20 protein-coding genes and 1 pseudogene are annotated in these 17,898 nt (G+C 52.6%); 2 read left to right on the plus strand and 19 right to left on the minus strand.

Features of this window, described 5'->3' with window-relative positions; translation table 11 throughout:
* Positions 1 to 10: 10 nt before the first annotated feature.
* The 16 genes and pseudogenes from CLH62_RS21010 to CLH62_RS18205 all read right to left on the minus strand — a co-directional run bounded on the left by CLH62_RS21010 (position 11) and on the right by CLH62_RS18205 (position 11,808).
* Positions 11 to 151 (minus strand): DUF1330 domain-containing protein, encoded by a 141-nt coding sequence (locus CLH62_RS21010; protein WP_143752382.1) that lies wholly within the window; start codon positions 149 to 151, stop codon positions 11 to 13.
* 186 nt (positions 152 to 337) lie between these two features.
* Complete coding sequence (locus CLH62_RS18140; RefSeq protein WP_143752383.1) at positions 338 to 919, minus strand: hypothetical protein; 582 nt, start codon at positions 917 to 919, stop codon at positions 338 to 340.
* A gap of 16 nt (positions 920 to 935) precedes the next feature.
* The gene (locus tag CLH62_RS18145; protein ID WP_211285841.1) at positions 936 to 1,472 is read right to left on the minus strand and encodes a CPBP family glutamic-type intramembrane protease; all 537 of its coding nucleotides are present in this window, start codon (positions 1,470 to 1,472) and stop codon (positions 936 to 938) included.
* A gap of 64 nt (positions 1,473 to 1,536) precedes the next feature.
* Positions 1,537 to 2,205, minus strand: coding sequence for a DUF6998 domain-containing protein (locus CLH62_RS18150; RefSeq protein WP_099619612.1), 669 nt, complete (start codon positions 2,203 to 2,205; stop codon positions 1,537 to 1,539).
* Positions 2,196 to 2,912 (minus strand): annotated as a pseudogene (locus tag CLH62_RS18155) (IS3 family transposase); the annotation flags it as partial. The gene CLH62_RS18150 and the pseudogene CLH62_RS18155, both read right to left, overlap by 10 nt.
* Entirely contained in the window at positions 2,894 to 3,265 is a 372-nt protein-coding gene (locus CLH62_RS18160; protein ID WP_099619614.1) for a transposase, read from the minus strand. The pseudogene CLH62_RS18155 and the gene CLH62_RS18160, both read right to left, overlap by 19 nt.
* A gap of 84 nt (positions 3,266 to 3,349) precedes the next feature.
* Positions 3,350 to 3,571 (minus strand): hypothetical protein, encoded by a 222-nt coding sequence (locus CLH62_RS21015; RefSeq protein ID WP_143752385.1) that lies wholly within the window; start codon positions 3,569 to 3,571, stop codon positions 3,350 to 3,352.
* Between the two features lie 408 nt (positions 3,572 to 3,979).
* On the minus strand, positions 3,980 to 4,627 hold the full coding sequence (locus CLH62_RS18170; protein ID WP_099619616.1) for a hypothetical protein: 648 nt from the start codon (positions 4,625 to 4,627) through the stop codon (positions 3,980 to 3,982).
* 128 nt (positions 4,628 to 4,755) lie between these two features.
* A complete protein-coding gene (locus tag CLH62_RS18175; RefSeq protein ID WP_099619617.1) occupies positions 4,756 to 5,436 on the minus strand; it encodes a hypothetical protein in 681 nt (226 codons plus the stop codon).
* Positions 5,437 to 5,519: 83 nt separating this feature from the next.
* On the minus strand, positions 5,520 to 6,647 hold the full coding sequence (locus CLH62_RS21020; protein WP_143752386.1) for an FRG domain-containing protein: 1,128 nt from the start codon (positions 6,645 to 6,647) through the stop codon (positions 5,520 to 5,522).
* Positions 6,644 to 7,222, minus strand: a complete 579-nt coding sequence (locus CLH62_RS18180; RefSeq protein ID WP_143752387.1) for a hypothetical protein — start codon at positions 7,220 to 7,222, stop codon at positions 6,644 to 6,646. The genes CLH62_RS21020 and CLH62_RS18180 overlap by 4 nt, the downstream gene beginning before the upstream one ends.
* A 90-nt stretch (positions 7,223 to 7,312) precedes the next feature.
* Positions 7,313 to 7,564 carry a hypothetical protein gene (locus CLH62_RS18185; protein WP_099619619.1) on the minus strand — a complete coding sequence of 84 codons (252 nt, stop codon included), beginning with the start codon at positions 7,562 to 7,564 and terminating at the stop codon, positions 7,313 to 7,315.
* Between the two features lie 110 nt (positions 7,565 to 7,674).
* On the minus strand, positions 7,675 to 8,202 hold the full coding sequence (locus CLH62_RS18190; RefSeq protein ID WP_099619620.1) for a hypothetical protein: 528 nt from the start codon (positions 8,200 to 8,202) through the stop codon (positions 7,675 to 7,677).
* Positions 8,203 to 8,314: 112 nt separating this feature from the next.
* Positions 8,315 to 8,569 carry a hypothetical protein gene (locus CLH62_RS18195; RefSeq protein WP_099619621.1) on the minus strand — a complete coding sequence of 85 codons (255 nt, stop codon included), beginning with the start codon at positions 8,567 to 8,569 and terminating at the stop codon, positions 8,315 to 8,317.
* A gap of 374 nt (positions 8,570 to 8,943) precedes the next feature.
* Positions 8,944 to 9,642 (minus strand): TSCPD domain-containing protein, encoded by a 699-nt coding sequence (locus tag CLH62_RS18200; protein WP_099619622.1) that lies wholly within the window; start codon positions 9,640 to 9,642, stop codon positions 8,944 to 8,946.
* A gap of 27 nt (positions 9,643 to 9,669) precedes the next feature.
* The gene (locus tag CLH62_RS18205; RefSeq protein ID WP_099619623.1) at positions 9,670 to 11,808 is read right to left on the minus strand and encodes an adenosylcobalamin-dependent ribonucleoside-diphosphate reductase; all 2,139 of its coding nucleotides are present in this window, start codon (positions 11,806 to 11,808) and stop codon (positions 9,670 to 9,672) included.
* Positions 11,809 to 12,258: 450 nt separating this feature from the next.
* On the opposite strand from CLH62_RS18205, the gene CLH62_RS18210 reads away from it, so the two are divergent.
* Entirely contained in the window at positions 12,259 to 13,068 is an 810-nt protein-coding gene (locus tag CLH62_RS18210; protein ID WP_099619624.1) for a DUF6160 family protein, read from the plus strand.
* Between the two features lie 79 nt (positions 13,069 to 13,147).
* Here CLH62_RS18210 and CLH62_RS18215 read toward each other — a convergent pair whose 3' ends face one another.
* The 3 genes from CLH62_RS18215 to CLH62_RS18225 all read right to left on the minus strand — a co-directional run bounded on the left by CLH62_RS18215 (position 13,148) and on the right by CLH62_RS18225 (position 15,894).
* Entirely contained in the window at positions 13,148 to 13,942 is a 795-nt protein-coding gene (locus tag CLH62_RS18215) for an ABC transporter ATP-binding protein (RefSeq protein ID WP_099619625.1), read from the minus strand.
* Between the two features lie 9 nt (positions 13,943 to 13,951).
* On the minus strand, positions 13,952 to 14,854 hold the full coding sequence (locus CLH62_RS18220) for an ABC transporter permease (RefSeq protein ID WP_099619626.1): 903 nt from the start codon (positions 14,852 to 14,854) through the stop codon (positions 13,952 to 13,954).
* 65 nt (positions 14,855 to 14,919) lie between these two features.
* Complete coding sequence (locus CLH62_RS18225; RefSeq protein WP_099619627.1) at positions 14,920 to 15,894, minus strand: ABC transporter substrate-binding protein; 975 nt, start codon at positions 15,892 to 15,894, stop codon at positions 14,920 to 14,922.
* A 264-nt stretch (positions 15,895 to 16,158) separates the two neighbouring features.
* On the opposite strand from CLH62_RS18225, the gene CLH62_RS18230 reads away from it, so the two are divergent.
* Positions 16,159 to 17,826 (plus strand): AMP-binding protein, encoded by a 1,668-nt coding sequence (locus tag CLH62_RS18230; RefSeq protein ID WP_099619628.1) that lies wholly within the window; start codon positions 16,159 to 16,161, stop codon positions 17,824 to 17,826.
* Positions 17,827 to 17,898 lie beyond the last annotated feature (72 nt).

The following is a 17,898-nucleotide window of genomic DNA, read 5'->3' on the forward strand; positions in this document are numbered from 1 at the left end:
GCAGTACTTATTAATCGGCCTCGAAAGTCACCAGATCTACATCCGCTGCCTGGGTGCGTAACGGCACCAGCGTTTCCGGCACCAGCCTGCGGTATTCCGCCCATTTGTCCGGGTCTTTCACGGTGATGTTGCCGATAACGTAGGCTGTCATTGGCGGTCTCCTGTTATCGAGTGGGTGAGAGGTCGGGTTAAATCGGATGGCAGCTGACTGCCAGGGACCAGTTCGGCCAATTGACTCTGGCTGGCTAATGGGTGTCCCGGTTTCGATAAAGGTTCTTGGATAACCTTCGGGCTTTTCACCAATGATGGCAGGCTGCTGATAACTGCCTAAATCAGATCAAGACTGGCTCCTGCGCTCGCACAGCTCTCTTGGTGCCCGTTCAATCTTTTGTGTGTCCGATATTTTCCCGGCCACGGGTATTATCAAAAAGCCCGTCCCGGCGAAGGCTGTCGATTGGCTGATGCGGCCCTGGCCAGAGGCATCCAGCCCAAGGACCGTCTTACTGGTCACCACACCAATGAAGGGATTGCCAGGCTCCCGGGCGCCGGAGGCGATGTATTCGCGCTTCAGCTCAAGCAGACCGGCCTTGAACTCGAACTCTTCTCCCTCCTGGAATCGGGAATGTGTGAGCACGACACCGTCTGAAATTGCAGAGGCGATCAAGCTGTTGCCATTGCCTTTCTGAATGAGGACTGCCTCCGGCCTTGTTTCTGAAGTATACCCGTCTGGCCAAAGGATGGAGGTCAAACACACGGGTGCTGAGCCGTCCGATGGGTTGCTGCAGTTCCTGTAACAACCGACAAATGCCTCCAGGTTGGGTGATTGCGCGAATCCGGTGTCGTTTTCCGTTACTTCTGTGGAGGCGCAGCCCGCAAACAACAGGGACAGTGTTATTAGAACGGCTTGTTTCATTTCCACGCCAATCTCCGAGGGGTTACAACTCCAGCACCAGATTTCTGCCACCAAGAAAAAGCACCCAAACCGTTACCGTAGCCCAGTGAATGATCACCGGCACCCAGATAGACCGGGAAAGCACATAAGCGTAGCCACAGGTAATACCCATAGCGCCTACGATAACCAGAAACCACGGATTCAGGAACAGAGAAATAGCCGTGGGGTTGAACGCCAGTGCATTGAACGGATGCCACACAACGAAGACCAGTGTGCTGATGGCCACACTCCAGGCGGCCTTTACGTGCCCCGACGCCAGTATGTTTCGCGGTATCAGTACGCCCCTGAAGAAGGCCTCTTCGAGCAGCGACGGGAACACAAACAACAGGATGGGTAGCACGGGTGTGATCGGCGAATCCAGCCACCCGAATTGAAATAAACCGGCGCCGAAACCGACAGACACCGCTACGATTGCGAACACGGGTACCAGTGCCCAGGCATTCAGCGGGGCCTGAAAAGGGGAGGCCAGAAAGCTCTGGCCGAGGTTGTTACTGAGGTACTTTCCAGGGTTTGCTGACATCATAGGGTTGCGAATTCAAAAAATAGAGCTGTCCCTGTTTTACCGTTCTCGTTAATTCAGCGCATTATGCCTCGCCAAGACTCTTGATGATGTAGCTACCAAGTTGCCGGGTGTTTAACGGATTGCCATTGCTGTTTAACAGGCTCAGATTGAGCGCTTTGGCCAGTTCCCGTAGCGCAGGCTTGGCCGGAACCAATAGCTTTCCTTCTTGCTCAACCTCTATGCTGCCATTCTCTATCTCGCGGACGATATAGCCCTCGAAAGACACCTCTCGCAACGTCTTCAGGTCGCTTCGCGGCCGTCCCTTTTGTACAATCCGGCTGAGAGGCAAACCTTGCTTGCCAGAACGTACAGGAGAGAGCAGTTGAATCGCCTCATTAATCGGAGCATTCAGGAGTGTCTCGATCTGCATGTCCTCTGTGTTGATCTGAAGAATAATGATTCGGTCAACAAGATCGAGAGAGCTCGGATTAAAAGAGACGTGTCCTCCAGTCCCGACTCTGGCCGTAGTCTTGACGGAGATCCGTTCGCCGTCACCACTTACTACGTCATAACCTTTCTGGTTGACCTCAGTTGCCATCTGCCCGTTGGTGATCAACGCAGCGTACAACTCACCAATCCGACCGCAAAGGTGGCGTAACTCAGTTGGCGGTACGCCCCAGCTCAGCTCCCGCTCAAACCAAGCCATCGCTTCACCAAGGGACTGGATGAGCTGCATTTGTGTTAGTGCCATAGATACTCAGTTACTAGCGTCAAAAAATAAACCTGTCCCGGTTTCTCGGTATGTCTCGGCTTCTCGGTACACTGTCCTGGGCGGTTCATGCTGTGCCGTACCCGGTACTGATTCAGCAGAGCCTGGGTCTTGTGAGCGCGATATTCGATACCACGATCCGTATGGAACAATAGGCCTGAGGCCGGTCTACGGCTTGCGAAGGCCTCTCGGAGAGTTGCCCTGGCAAAATCTGCGCTCAGATTCTCACCTAGTCGCCAACTGATGATGCGTCGGGAATACAGATCCAACACCACCGCCAGGAACACGTATTTCTTACCCAGCTTGATGTAGGTGACATCGCTGCTCCATTGCAGATTCGCTGCGGCCGGTTTGTCGGGCTCCAGTCGATGATTCGGCAGGGCTTTCAGGTCTTCCCTGAGCTTCCTCATTCGGCGATATACGCGAGCAACACGGGCTTTCATTCCCCATTCCCGCATGACCCTCGCAACCCGATTCTCACCCACAATCAGGCCCTCTTTACGAAGAGCCTGATAGACTCTGGGGCTGCCATAACGGCCCTTACTGCCGTCATAGACTCTGCGGATCTTCAAGAGCAAATCAGCATTCTCAGCAGCTCTCTGGCCGGGCTTGCGGTTTGCCCAGGCGTAGTAGCCAGACCGCGAGATGTTCAGGTGACGACACAGCGCCTTTACTCCGTGCTGTCCCCGGTGTTTCCAGACGAATCTGAACGCTTCCGTCGTTCCTCTGCCTGAAAACGTTGAAACTTTTTTAGGATGTCATTTTCCTCCTGAAGCTCCGCTATCCGGCGTTTCAGACGATTGATCTCATCCCGTTCCTTCAACAGCTCTTTGGCACCCGCTGGTGCTTTCTTGACCCGCTTCATGGCGAACTTCCCTTCCCGGTATTCCTTTCGCCAGCGTGACAGCATGAAGGGGTGAATATCCAGCGCCTCGGCCACCCCTTTTACACTTCGGTGGGGCAGGTAGCTCCACTCCACCGCTTTGACTTTGAACTCAATGCTGTACCTTTGGGTCTTCTTCCCCGTGTTCATTGCAGGCATCGTTCTTCTCCTGTTGAGGAGTTATCGATGCGTGTCTACTGAAGTGGGGGAAGTCCTGCGTCCCGTTGACCGCCTTGTTGTGCGTCATTTTCGATACTCCTCCATGATTTCCCTCAGCCTCTCCTTGTACTCCATCTCGATATCCGGCCCGCACCTACCTACCTGGTCTTCAAAAATCGGATTCAATGCTGTCTGGTAATAGCCCCCATTCGAATCAATCGACTGAATCGTGTACTCGGTGCGCCATTCCCACATATTTTTACTTGGCACAAAGGTAAAGTCGGTGCCTTTGCCCCAACGTGCCATGTTTTCTTCCGATCCATCCAAATTTCTGAATTTACAATAAAAGTACGAACCTTCATCAGGTTGTGACTCGGCAGCCTCGGGGGGTCTTTGGTTCACACTAGTACATTCAGCTTGGCTGATTCCGAACTCTTCGCAACAGCTAATTTGGCTCGTTTGGTCTGAGTGGGCGAGGCATACCCTCAGATCCATATTGTCCACCGATGCCAAAGCCAACGGGAGGTAAAACAAGAAAACGATGAACAATGGCAGTGTTATTCGTAACACCCAAAAGGCTCCTTCCTATTGTTTTGCTCAATGTAGCTGTAACGCACAACGCTTTGCTCACCGGTAAATTAAGAGCGCAGCGAGTAATTTATCCGTGTGCAGCAACTTGTTATGCATTTTCTAGATCAAGTTTACTTTTGGCATTTAGAAAAGGCTACTACCGTTTTTAGTCTTGAAATACAGCAGGCCATTATATTTCTTCTCAATTAAAATATTCTCTTCATATTTACGACTGTGAGAGTAATTAACCTTAAGAACAAATTCCTGCTCCCCTACAAACTTAAAATTATGATCTGGTACTTTTGGCGTTTTATCTTCGCGAGATGTCGGCTGGTAAACAAAATAATTTTCATCATCACTCTGTCGGCAAAAAATTATTAGGCTCGCTTGCTTTCCTGATTCAAGAGTAACTTTATCATCCACTCTATTGCCTTCTACATTCCACCATAACTGACCAACACTCTCGCCAGTGCTCTTCAGGAATAAATGGGCTCTACAATCCCTGGCTGGATGCTTGTCAAACGTCAACCCTTTTCTAAAACCGGGATGGATTCGCAATCCTAGTATTCGTGACTCTCGTAAATTGATGCCAAACCAGCCTACTTTATTGGTAAAGGTCAAGCTATTTTGCTTGAACCCTCTACCCACTCCCCCTGAGCCAGATCCATTCCTTTGTAACTTCGGTTGCTTAATAAAAAAATCGAGCCATAGACCAATCAAGGCACTAAAAATGGCGCCAATTAAAATAGATGTTGGATCTAGACTCGAAAGAAAATTGCTAACCAAATCCATGTAGCATCCTAATATTTAAAGATTGTGATTACAGCGAATCCCTACTGCATAACTCTTAGCCTCAGCGGCCGATTTGGAGGCGCACCGCGCCGGAAAGGCGGTCCGATGCAGCCCCTTGTTAGGCCTGTTCACAACAAGCTCCCAGCGTTCCTGCTCAACTCCGTTATTTGCTTATGGCAATGGTTTAGAAATGGAACTATTTCTAGCTCTTTACCATGAAATTTTATTCGAGTATTGGTCGTGACGAGTGTGGTTCCAGAGTGCCTCACTACATTTGCGTTGCCGTCCCCATCTATGAAAACGTCATCCTGACGAACGCCGTTAAAGTAGTTACCTACCATCATCACATTTCGTCCACCCTCTATCCGGGCAAAACCCTTCTGCTCAACAACGGTATTCTCTTGAGACTCTGTTTTCGACAAACTGTTATGCTTTGCGTCGTTTGTCAGTGAGCATAAATCAACAACCCAGTTATCTTTAGATTTGAAAGGCTGAATGCTCTCTAACAAATCGTATATTTTTGGCTCGTCCTCCTTTAACGGCGGCAAATTCCGCTTAACACTATTGTTAAAATGATTTTCCCTCTGACCATATGGAAAATACACTTTTTCCGAAAGGTTACCGTTTTTAGGCTTAGTTTTTAGCTTAATAACAATATCTTGAGCCAAGTAGTCCAACACGCTCCTCAAATTCTCCAACGTGTTTTTTAGTAATATTCTATTCAACTCACCGTCTGATATAGATTCTTCAACGCCTTCGATCTGATCAGTACAGTGCACGAGAAGCTGTCTAATATCATCATTATGCATACACACTCCCTCGCTCATAGTCTAACGCCGCGCTCACCGGCAAATTGGAGCGCAGCAGAGATTTGTCCGAGTGCAGCGCCTTGTTAGGCATTTTCTCTCCGGTAAACTGAGCTTAGAGCCCGCTTTGCTTCACCTTCATATCGTGACAATCCTCGAATTTTCCAGAAATAGTTAAGTATCGGATCATTTTCACAAACAGGGAAAAGTCTATCCTCAAAATTGGGCGGTACCATCTTCAGAATTTCGGAAGTTACCTCAACTACACAGCAAAGATAACTTGCCATTTGGTTCTTCGCTTGCCCCCATCCGACATGCCCAAACCACGCATTTTGATGATCTGGGCGACATTCTGGAAAGCAATCTGGCTTCACAACTTCATGTGAATAGACGGCATTCTTTGGACACCGGAAGAAGAATAGTCTACTGGAGCCAAGGTCCTGAACTGGTTTACATATTGCGCAGCCGCTTGCATCAATATCAATTGAGTTTGATGCAAACCATAATGCAACTTGAAGATTATCAGTTAAATCCAGACCAACACTGGGCAATCCATAGTGTTGTGCAAGACCCAATCCGAATGGTATAAATCTTGGTCCAGACTGCAACCGATTTGTGCTTTCAGAGAACCTAACGAACTCTTCGCTGGTGAGTTCATCCTTCATATCCACAGAGATATCATGTAGCAGAATTCTGGCTTGTGACTCCCAAAGGCAATTTAGAAAGAGCTCGGAATATCCTTTCCGGATCCCACTCGCCAAGAATGATGGTTCCACGTGATCTATTGAACCGAAAAGAAGATGTTTTTCCTCGTCGGACCGAGAAAGGCTATATGTCGATGTTTGTCCACGGGCAAGTATTTCGTGTTGAGGAGAGTATTTTTTTACATCGGCGAACAGATTATTGAGCTCCGAAATATCCCTAACTCGAAACACTGGGACTCGCCTATAAGGTACACGCATCTCTCCCACGATTTCACCAGAAAAGCCACAGGGATAAAAAGGCATCGACGAGCTTTTCCCATAGGGAACTCCAAACTTATAAACATTTTCCGAGAAAACTCTACCATACTGGTCGTCGAGCACTGGAGATTCCAAAGTGTTGGCAGCAATGTCTAGATTTCCGAATTGACTAACTTCATTCCGAATAGGGTAGACGTTATATAGTCCAGGATATGTTAAAAGCTTATCCTTGACATCTAATGAAGCGATCATGTGACAATTATCCCCGTATTCTCGATCTGTGGAAAACCGTAGCTATTGAACACCCACATCTGCACGAAATACGAGAAAGCTGTAGATGCGTTCGCATTGAGGAAAAACCCCGCTCCATACTTCTGTTGCAATTCAAAGTATTCTCTAAATTCATTTGCAGTTGAAATGACCTCGTTATGAAATTCCGAGAAAACTGAAATCACTAAATCAATGTATGAATCCATCGCTGTCACTATGATTTTTCTATCATTTACATCTAGAGAGATACTACTTTTTTTGTGTCCACTCACTAGAATAGAGTTAACAAAATCGACCTCTTTGTCACCGACCTCTGATTTGTATACATCGATACAATCGTTTTCAATCCGTGTATTAACCATCAGAAAATTGAGGATTTGTAGATAGCCGCAATCAATTAGGTGACGGAATATCTGCTCGTCATTGACATACAAAACCATACTTGATGGTTGAATTGGATCGTAATCCGTTCCTAGTTTCCGAACCAGCTTCACGAATCCGAGAGAAGGTATTCTCGAGTTAAAGTGTTTACAAAAGTCCTTGTAGGAATCTTCCACTGACAATACTCCAATCTGCCTAACGCTGAAACTTCGCGGCAATTTTGGAACCGCGAAGCGGTGGAAAAATTGTCCGGCAACAGTGCATTGTTATGTATTGTCATACCCGATGTAAGCATCTGCACCATCGAAACCATGAGCTAAGGACTGCGCCTGCTCTTTGCTTACGTGAAACTGCTTTACATCGCCATTTTCGTCAGTGACTTTCAGGTAGATTTGGTGGTCACCAAAGTAGTTACTTACGTACACTTCAAATGTTGTTGAAGCCTCTGACTTGTTGGCCTTACCGCTCTCTGTGTCGACCGGGTAAAGCTCTTCTTCTGCATACATGGTAGTGGCCATCTGCTCTCCTTAATTGCTGAGGCAATATTCATACATAACGCCCGCAGCATGCGCGGCTTTGGAATGGAGGCGAAGCCGCAATGGAAAAGGCGTCGCCGTGCCTGCGATGGTTAGATTTTATCGGCAAAGCGCTGAAAGTCTGTGTTTATCTCTCGGATTTTTGCCTCGTCATCGGCAAGTTTTTGCTTTCCGTTATACCGGAAATGGTAACCAATGAGTTCATAGGCCCACTTTGCATCAACATAGGCCAAGAACAACCCCCGTTTAATTGTTTGAGGATCATATTCCCCTGATAGCCTTTGATTAAACGTCGCAATGTGTCCGTAAATCGAGTTGATGCTGAGGCGCTGATCACCAGTTATATGGAGACAGATTTCTGGATAGTACTGAGTATAGACTGGGTGAGTAATCGCATGAGGCCATATGGTTGCTCGAGGTGCATCATCTGCGTTGATGCTCTTTGCACAACGCTCCATGGATGTCTCTAAGTGTGCTTGTAGATCTTTGAGCTCAGAATTCAGCGCCCCCACGAGTTTTCGATTCTTGAGGTGGCTTCTCAGCAGCTCTGATCCTTGGCCAAGCAGCCAGCCTACGACTACCCCCAATAACGTCACCGTGGATTTACTCAGTTCTTCCATGCCTCACCTGTAAATCTAACGCCAAGATTCAGCGGCGGCCTTTGCGCAGCGAAGCGGAGAAAAGGCCGTCCGGTGGAGGCCCATCAGGGCCGTAACGAACTGGAATGACTGGTTATATTTGGTCATCATCAACAGCCTGAAGTATCTGATGGGCGAGTTCTCTGGCCTGCTCTTTGTTCAGCGAGACCGGGAGTGCTTGGTAGGAAAGCAAGCTCTTGGCAACGACCTTTAAACCTACGCCTTTCTCTCCATTATCGAGAGCCAATCTCACAACATCGATTCGTTGTTTGAGCGGTCCTTTTCGTAGGGCCTCAACCTCCACCAGTTTGCCGACTTTCTGGCCTCTGTAGAGGCTGAAAATGCCCATGATCTCTCCCTAGAAAATATAACAGTTAATTCAACGACAAATGACATCTATCCAACCGCGCCTATTTCCGCCCCTTCTAAATGTCATCTATCAAATTTCCTCTGGTTCCCAGAGAACTGCAGGCTTCAGAAAATCGCTCTCTCGGAAATAAGCGCCAATGGTCGGATTTTCCAAGGTCATCTGTTCGCTTATTTCCAGTTTGCATTTATCGACTATTCCATACTTTTCATAGAGTTGTAAGAAAGCCGCTCTAAAAAATTGAAGTATTGCGACATTTGTCGTCTATTTCCACAATTTTTCAAAACCCAAAAACAAAAAGGCCCGAAGTTCTCACTCCAGGCCTTCTCGTCATTCATTCATTGCAGTCAATCACCTCAACCGCACTTGCTATCGCCGCAGGACAGGCACGTCGCACAGCCGTCCATTACGATCACCGCCTTGGTGCTGCACTTGCCACACATGGTGGCGTTGGGCGGGTAGTCGTCGGCTTTTTCGTCGTTCGTCGCCGTGCTGTGGCTGGCTTCAAACTCGGCACGCTTTTCGGCGAGAATGCGCTTGGTGGTTTCGCTCATTTCCTCGCTTTCCAGCAGGCCGATGGCCTTCAGGTGCTTCTCTATCACGGCGCCGATTTCAGCCACCAGGGAGGGCATGAACACGCCGCCTTTCTTGAAGTAGCCGCCGTTGGGGTCGTACACGCTGCGCAGCTCTTCCACCAGGAAGGTCACGTCGCCACCCTTGCGGAATACCGCAGAGATGACGCGGGTGAGGGCGATGACCCACTGGAAGTGTTCCATCGACTTGGAGTTGATGAACACTTCGTACGGCTGCCGGCTTTCGTGGTCGGTGCCTTCGTTGAGCAGGATGTCGTTGATGGTGATGTACATCGCGTGCTCGGCGATCGGCGGTTTGATCTTGTAGGTGGTGCCCAGGAGGAAGTCCGGCCGTTCGATGTATTCGTTCATCTGAACGGGCTTGGTTTCCGCCTTCACCGGTGGCTGGTGTTCGGTGGTTACTTCGGGGTCGGCTTTCTTGACGCGGTAGCCGACGATTTTGTTGGTGATTTTAACTGTCATGTTCGTTGTCCTGTGTCGGTTCCCGGATCAATACTTTCCGTAGGTGCCTTCTTTAAGCGCGTCAAACAGGTTGGCGGCGTTGTGGATTTCGCCGTCGTACTCTACCTGCTCGTTGCCCTTGAGGGTTACCTTGCTGCCGTCGTCGAGGGTGAACTCGTACAGCGTGTTTTCCAGATCCTTCTCTTTTACCAGTACGCCCTGGAAGGCTTCCGGGTTGAAACGGAAGGTGGTGCAACCCTTCAGGCCCTTGTCGTAGGCGTACAGGTAGATGCCTTTGAAGGCCTGATAGTCGAAGTCTGTCGGAACGTTTGCGGTTTTGGAAATCGAGGAATCCACCCACTTCTGGGCTGCAGCCTGGATGTCCACGTGCTGGGCCGGCGATACGTCATCGGAGGTGGTGAAGTAGGCCGGCAGCTTCTTGTCTTCCTCTTCGGAGAACGGCATGGCGCCCGGGTTCACCAGATGGCGGTAGGCCAGCAGTTCGAAGGAGAAGACGTCGACTTTTTCCTTGGTCTTGCGGCCTTCGCGGATGATGTTGCGCGCGTAGTGGTGCGAGAAGCTCGGCTCGATGCCGTTACTGGCGTTGTTGGCCAGTGACAGGCTGATGGTGCCGGTGGGCGCGATGGAGGTGTGATGGGTGAAGCGGCCACCTTTCTCGGCCAGCTCTTCCACCAGCTTCGGCTCTACGTTGGCAATCTGCTGCATGTAGCGGCTGTATTTGGCGTGCAGGATGCGGCCCTTGATCTTGTCGCCCAGCTTGTAGCCGTCTTCAGACAGCTGCGGGCACTTGCCCAGCATTTTCGGGGTAACTTCAAACTCGTCGTCCATGATCGGCGCAACGCCTTTTTCCTCGGCCAGAACGAGGGACTGGCGCCAGCCTTCCACGGCCATTTCACGCACCACTTCTTCGGTGAACTGTACGGACTCTTCAGAACCGTACGGCATGCGCAGCATGGCGAGGGTGGAACCCAGGCCCAGGATGCCCATGCCGTGGCGGCGCTTGTAGGTAATTTCGTGGCGCTGCTCGGCTAGCGGCAGGCCGTTGATCTCTACCACGTTGTCCAGCATGCGGGTGAAGATGGCCACCACCTTGCGGTATTTCTCGTAGTTGAAGCTGGCTTTATCGGTAAACGGGTAGTCCACGAACTTGGTCAGGTTCACGGAGCCCAACAGGCAGCTGCCATACGGGGGCAGGGGCTGTTCACCGCAGGGGTTGGTGGCGCGGATGTCTTCGCAGAACCAGTTGTTGTTCATCTGGTTGACCTTGTCGATCAGGATGAACCCTGGCTCGGCGTAGTCGTAGGTGCTGGTCATGATGGTGTCCCAGATGAACTGGGCTTTCAGGGTGCGGTAGATGCGGCAGGCAACCTTGCCTTCTTCGTTGATCACGTAGCCCTTCTGCACCGGAAAATCACGGTAAACGAACTGGCTTGCGTCGTTCAGATCCAGTTCCTCATCTTCCGCTTCCTTCTGTGTGACGGGGAAGGAGAGGTGCCAGTCGGAATCGTTGCGCACGGCTTCGATAAAGTCTTCGGTGATCAGCAGCGAGAGGTTGAACTGGCGCAGGCGGCCGTCCTCGCGCTTGGCCTGGATGAAGTCGATGACATCCGGGTGGTGCACGTCGAAAGTGGCCATCTGGGCGCCGCGGCGGCCACCGGCGGAAGACACGGTGAAGCACATGCGGTCGAAGATATCCATGAACGACAGCGGGCCGGAGGTGGTGGCACCGGCGCCGGCGACGTATGCGCCTTTCGGGCGCAGGGTGGAGAACTCATAACCGATACCACAGCCTGCCTTGAGGGTAAGGCCGGCTTCGTGGTTCTTTTCCAGGATGTCGTTCATGGAATCTTGAACGGTGCCGGAAACGGTGCAGTTAATGGTGGAGGTGGCCGGCTTGTGGGCTTCGGCACCGGCATTGGAGGTAATCCGGCCGGCGGGAATGGCGCCGTGCTGCAATGCCCAGATGAAGTTCTTCATGTGCTGGGTGCGTACGGATTTGTTTTCCACCTCGGCAAGGGCTTTGGCAACACGTTCGTAGGTTGCGTTGATGTCCTTGTCTACGGGCTCGCCGGTCTTGGTCTTCAGCTGGTATTTGCTGTGCCAGATGTCGATCGAGGCTTCCTGCATCGGAATTGTTGTAACCACTGCCTGCGCCTTAGCGTTCATTGCCGCCCTCTGTCTTCCTGTATGTCTTCTTTTAATGGCGCCATGCCTTGTGTCGGCGGCGCCATACCCCTTGAAAATCGTGCCTTCGGGCCTAGGCCCTGTTTTCTTTTTAACCACTATATATGGGTTGAAACTGAGATGAGTATAACAGGATATAGTGTTCTGTGAATAAGAACGCAACTATTGATAGGCGCTTCCGGGCAAAGAAAATCAATCAAAACCGGCTTGAAAAGGGGAAATTTTTTCTAAAACAGAGCTTTGGGCGAAAAGGTTCAAAACCACTACATCTTGTGGTTCAAAAACTGATCAGACCCTAGAAGATTAGAGAAGTCATATAAATTGTGACACCTGCACGTACCCGGTCTGAACGTGTCGCTAAAGTACTGATGTGGTGTCGAAAACGGCAGTGGCCCACAGGATGTGACTAAGACTAAAAACAAGGAAACAATAATGAAAGGCCTGAAACCTACCTTGCTAGCGCTCTGCGTTGCGGGTGTTCCACCTGCAGCGGTAGCCGAGATCCGAAGTCTGGATGATTCGGCGATGGGTATGATCACCGGCCAGGCCGGTGTGACTATTGAGCTGGAAACCAAGCTGAATATCGATCGCTTCATCTATACCGATGAAGGGTCGCTGGAGGTTAACAATATCTTCGTGGGAGGTGCCAACCGCACAGACATGTTCTCCGAGATGAATCTGAACCTGAACGGGCAAGCCAATGACCGACTGGATAATATCCGGATCAACATTGATATTGCCCAGGACGGTGATGCCATAATCAATCTCCTGCCGATCACGTTCAACGCCGTGGATTTTCGTATGAGCACGGGCGCCTGGAACCTGACTGGTACCGGAGGCAGCACAACCATTATTGATAACTTCAATATGGATATGCTGATTGGTTCCGGCACCATCCGGATTGATACCGCGACGGACAAACTCAATCTGCTCACGGATATTGCGATTGACGACATGGATTTCGATGTGCCGTTTCTAGCACTGGGCATCCGGGATCTTGAATTGACCGGGGCAGATTATGATCTGTCTGCACCGCAGCCGCTGAGGGTGTTCGCGAATGTGGATCTGGATATCTACAAGGCCAGCAACGCGGCCGGTGCCGAAGTCCTGGCGGTGGATCTGGAAACGTTCGAGGCGGACATGAGAATCGGTGGGGTGCTGATTGGTGGCATATCCATTGGCTCGGTCGCGCTGGATAACCTGGCAATATCCAATACCGCCATGCGTATCTACGGCCACTGAGCGATTTCAGCCACGAAGCGAAACGGAAACGGGGCCAGACAAGGCCCCGTTTTTTAGCGTACGGCAAGTGCCAGTCTGGCTAGCCCAGCAACAGGCTGTCGTCGTCCACTTCCAGCCCTCGCTGTTTCTCGAACAGGCCGAGCAGGTCTTTCACTTCCAGGCCTTCGCGGTCTCTGCCTTCGATATCAAATACCACCTGGCCCTGGTGCAGCATCACCGTTCGGTCGCCGACTTCCAGTGCCTGTTTCATGCTGTGGGTCACCATTAGGGCGGTGAGTTTCTGCTCGTCGATGATCTTGGTGGTGAGCTCCAGCACGAAGGCGGCGGTTTTTGGGTCCAGTGCCGCGGTGTGTTCGTCCAGCAGCAGGATGGCGGAAGGCGTGAGGCTGGCCATCAGCAGGCTCACGGCCTGGCGCTGGCCGCCGGAGAGCAGGCCCATTTTGTCGCCCAGGCGTTTTTCCAGGCCCAGGTTCAGAGACGAGAGGCTGTCCCGGAACTGCTCCATGTATTGTTTCTTCACGGCAGCACTCAGGCCCCGGCGTTGGCCGCGCTTGATAGCGAGGGCCAGGTTTTCCTCGATGGTGAGGCCTTCACAGGTGCCGGCCAGCGGGTCTTGGAACACCCGGGCAACGCGGCCCGCCCGTTTGTGGGTGGACAGTTTGGTAACATCCAGGTTGTCCACGATGATCTGGCCGCTGTCGACCAGCACTTCGCCGGCCAGGGCATTCAGGAAGGTGGATTTGCCCGCGCCGTTACTGCCAATCACGGTGACAAATTCGCCCTGGTTGACGGTGAGGCTCATACCCCGGAGTGCGGGGTTTTCCAGCGGTGTGCCTTTGCCGAAGGTCAGCCGGAGATCGGTTGCAGTGATCATATTGTCTCCTCAGGCCTTGCTGCGGGTGAATTTGCTGACTACGGTGTTGCGCACGCCTGGCAATACGATGGCCAGGGTCACGAGCACGGCGGTAATCAGGTTCAGATCCTGGGCCTGCAGCCCCAGCATGTCGGCGTTCAGGGCGAAGGCAATGGCCAGGCGGTAGATAATGGCACCCACTACGCAGGCAATCAGCGCCCGGAGCACGGAGGAGGGGGTAATGACCGCCTCGCCACCAATCAGGGAGGCCAGGCCGATCACAATCACGCCCACACCCATGGTGACATCGGCGGCACCCTGGCTCTGGGCGAACAGGGCGCCAGCCAGGCCCACCAGGCCGTTGGAGAGGGCCACGCCGAGGATGATCATGGCGCCGGTGGCAATGCCCTGGGCCCGAGCCATGCGGGCGTTGGCACCGGTGGCGCGCATGGCGAGACCGGTTTCCGATTTCATGAACCGCCACAGCAGCACCAGGGAAATGGTGATCACGATGACAAACAGCACCACGGGTACCTGGTGATAGGCCAGGCCCAGGTCATACCAGGGTGTGAGTACGGTTTCCTCGGTAAGCAACGCCACGTTCGGGCGGCCCATGATGCGCAGGTTGATGGAGTAAAGCGCGATCATGGTGAGGATGGAGGCCAGAAGGTTCAGGATCTTCAGCTTCACGTTCAGGATAGCGGTTACCGCGCCTGCGGCCATGCCGGCCAGTATTGCCGCGCCGGTGGCCAGCCACGGGTCCACTCCGTCGATAATCAGGACCGCCGCCACGGCGGCGCCCAGCGGGAAGCTGCCGTCCACGGTGAGGTCGGGAAAATCCAGGACGCGGAAGGAAATGTAGATGCCAAAGGCCACAAGGCCGTATATCAGGCCGGTTTCAACGGCGCCGTAGAAGGCAATGTCACTCAACATGGTCGGGTATCACCATTAATGAAAACGGGCGGCCCCTTGTGAGGGCCGCCCGTTGGGTTCAGGGGTTACTTGGCGCTGTCGATGACTTGCTCGGCTTCTGCAATCAGCTCGTCAGACAGGGTGATGCCCATGCGCTCGCCGGCAGCCGGGTTCACGAACAGGTCCAGCTTTTCCATGGTTTCCACCGGCATGTCGCCAGGGTTTTTGCCTTCCAGCACCCTGGCCACCATCATGCCGGTCTGGCGACCGTGATCGTAGTAGTCAAAGCCCAGGGCGGCGACAGCGCCGCGCTCAACGGTGGCGGTGTCAGCGGCGAAAACCGGGATGTCCGCGCGCTCACCAACGGCAATCACGGCTTCTGCCGCGCTGATCACGGTGTTGTCGGTGGTCAGGTAAATGGCGTCGGCCTTGCCCACCAGGGAGCGGGCGGCGCCCAGTACTTCGGAGGTTTTGGTGGCGGCGGCTTTTTCCAGGGTCAGGCCGCGGGCTTTCAGACGCTCTTCCAGCAGGTTAACCAGAGACACAGCGTTGGCTTCGCCCGGGTTATAGACGGTGCCGATGCGCTTGGCATCCGGCATGACGCGCAGGAGCATGTCCAGGTGTTTGTCGATGGGCAGCATGTCGCTTACGCCGCTGATGTTGGCGCCAGGGGCTTCCAGGCTCTGAACCAGCTTGGCGCCGACTGGGTCGGTAACCGCCGAAAACACCACGGGGATGTTACGGGCTGCTGCGGCAACGGTCTGGGCCGAAGGCGTGGCGATGGCAACAATTACATCCGGCTGCTCGCCGATGAACTTGCGGGCAATCTGGGAGGCGATGGCGGCATTGCCCTGGGCACTCTCGTGCATGATGGTGAGGTTTTCGCCTTCCTTATAGCCGCGTTCGGCGAGCTCGTCTTTTACGCCCTGGTAGACGGCGTCCAGTGCCGGATGCTCTACAATTTGTGTTATGGCTACAACGCGGGGTTCCTGTGCCTGAGCGAGGGTTGCCATTGCCAGTAGGGTGGCACCAATCAGTGTGCGCAAGGTTCTCTTGGCCATATGCCCATCTCCGGGTAGGTTAACTGGTTTGTTTTGATTCGGTTGTGCTTGAAAAGGGCGAAAGTTTACCACAGGCGTCGGGTTTGAGGGCTACAGAAAAGACGGTAGACCCGATCCCGATATGGCAAATGTGGTGAAAATAGATGCAGTTAGGAATAATTTTGGTTGTATCACGTTTTGACGGCGCAGCTTGTGTTGAAATACCCTACGAAAGTCTAATAATAAGCCATCTATAACTCGAATAACGAAAAACAAGGAAGGTCCATGGACACAACTAACAAACTTCCCCTGGATATGGTCTACCACTGGGAGAAAACCAAGGCGAACTCCCTTTACATGACCCAGCCCGTCGGCGGCGGCAAAGTCGAAGAGTTCACCTGGGGCCGGGCAGTGGATGAGGCTCGGCGCATGGCGTCGTATCTGAAATCCCTGAACCTGCCGGAGAAAAGCCGCATTGGCCTGATCTCCAAGAACTGCGCCCATTGGATCATGACCGATTGGGCCATCTGGATGGCTGGCCATGTTTCCGTACCGCTGTATCCCACCCTGAACTCAGAGACTGTTAACTACATCCTGAACCATGCCGAGTGCGATGTTCTGTTCGTTGGCAAACTGGACGACTGGGACATGATGAGGCCAGGTGTGCCGGAATCCGTGCGTTGCATTTCATACCCGCTGAGCCCGCCCAACGATTTTGAAACCTGGGACGACATCGTTGCCAAGTATCCGCCGCTGGAAGAGAACGTTCACCGGGATGCAGACGAGCTGGCCACCATCGTGTATACCTCCGGCAGTACCGGCAAGCCCAAGGGCGTGATGCTGAGCTTTGGCAATATGGCCTTTGCTGCGGAAGGTGGCATGGAAGTGCTGGGTGTTGGCTCCGAGGAGCGCATGCTCTCATATCTGCCGCTGGCTCACGTATTTGAGCGGACCTTTGTGGAACTGGCTTCGCTTTATGCCGGCTTCCACCTCTTTTTTGCCGAATCGCTGGAGACTTTCGTCGAGGATTTGAGGCGCGCCCAGCCCACGCTCTTCCTGTCTGTGCCGCGGCTGTGGGTGAAATTCCAGCATGGTGTGCTCCAGAAGCTGCCGAAGAAGAAGCTGGATCGGTTGCTCAAGATTCCGGTTGTGAACAAGCTGATCAAGAAGAAGATCCTGAAGGGCCTTGGCCTGGACAAGGTCAAGTTGGCCGGAAGCGGGTCTGCGCCGCTTGCCAGCGATGTGCTGGAGTGGTATCGCAACCTTGGCCTCGAGCTGCTGGAAGGCTATGGCATGTCTGAGAACTTTGCCTACTCCCACATGAGCAAGCCTGGCCGATCCCGGATCGGTTACGTGGGTGAATCCTTGCCCGGAGTAGAGACCAGGATCAGCCCGGAAGGCGAGATCCAGATCAAGAGCCCGGCCACGATGATGGGGTACTACAAGGATGAGGAAAAAACCCGCGAAGCGTTCACTGAAGACGGTTTCCTGAAAACCGGTGACAAGGGTGAGATCGATGAAATGGGCCGCCTGAAGATCACTGGCCGCATCAAGGAAATTTTCAAAACCAGCAAGGGAAAGTACATTGCTCCGGCGCCTATCGAGAATCGCCTGATGTCCCACGATGCAATCGAAATGGTGTGTGTATCCGGGGCCAACCAGACCCAGCCCCATGCGCTGGTGATGCTGGGTGAGACAGTCCGGCCGAAGATGGCGGATGAGGCCTTTAGAAAGGAAATCGAGGAAAGTTTCAAGCAGCTGATCGCCGATGTGAACAAGACGGTGGATCCCCACGAGCAGCTGGCTTTCATTACCGTGGTCAGCGATGAATGGTCCATAGAGAACAGCTTTCTGACCCCGACCATGAAGCTCAAACGTAATGTGGTTGAGGATGCCTACCAGGAGAAAGTGGAAAACTGGTATGCCCAGCGTCGGCCTGTGATCTGGCAGTAATGTCTGCCCTTGATTGAAATGGTGTGATCAGGCCCGGCATTGCCGGGCCTTTTTCGTAGTGAAAACAACCGA

It is taken from the genome of Marinobacter guineae, from assembly GCF_002744735.1.
Lineage (GTDB): Bacteria > Pseudomonadota > Gammaproteobacteria > Pseudomonadales > Oleiphilaceae > Marinobacter > Marinobacter guineae.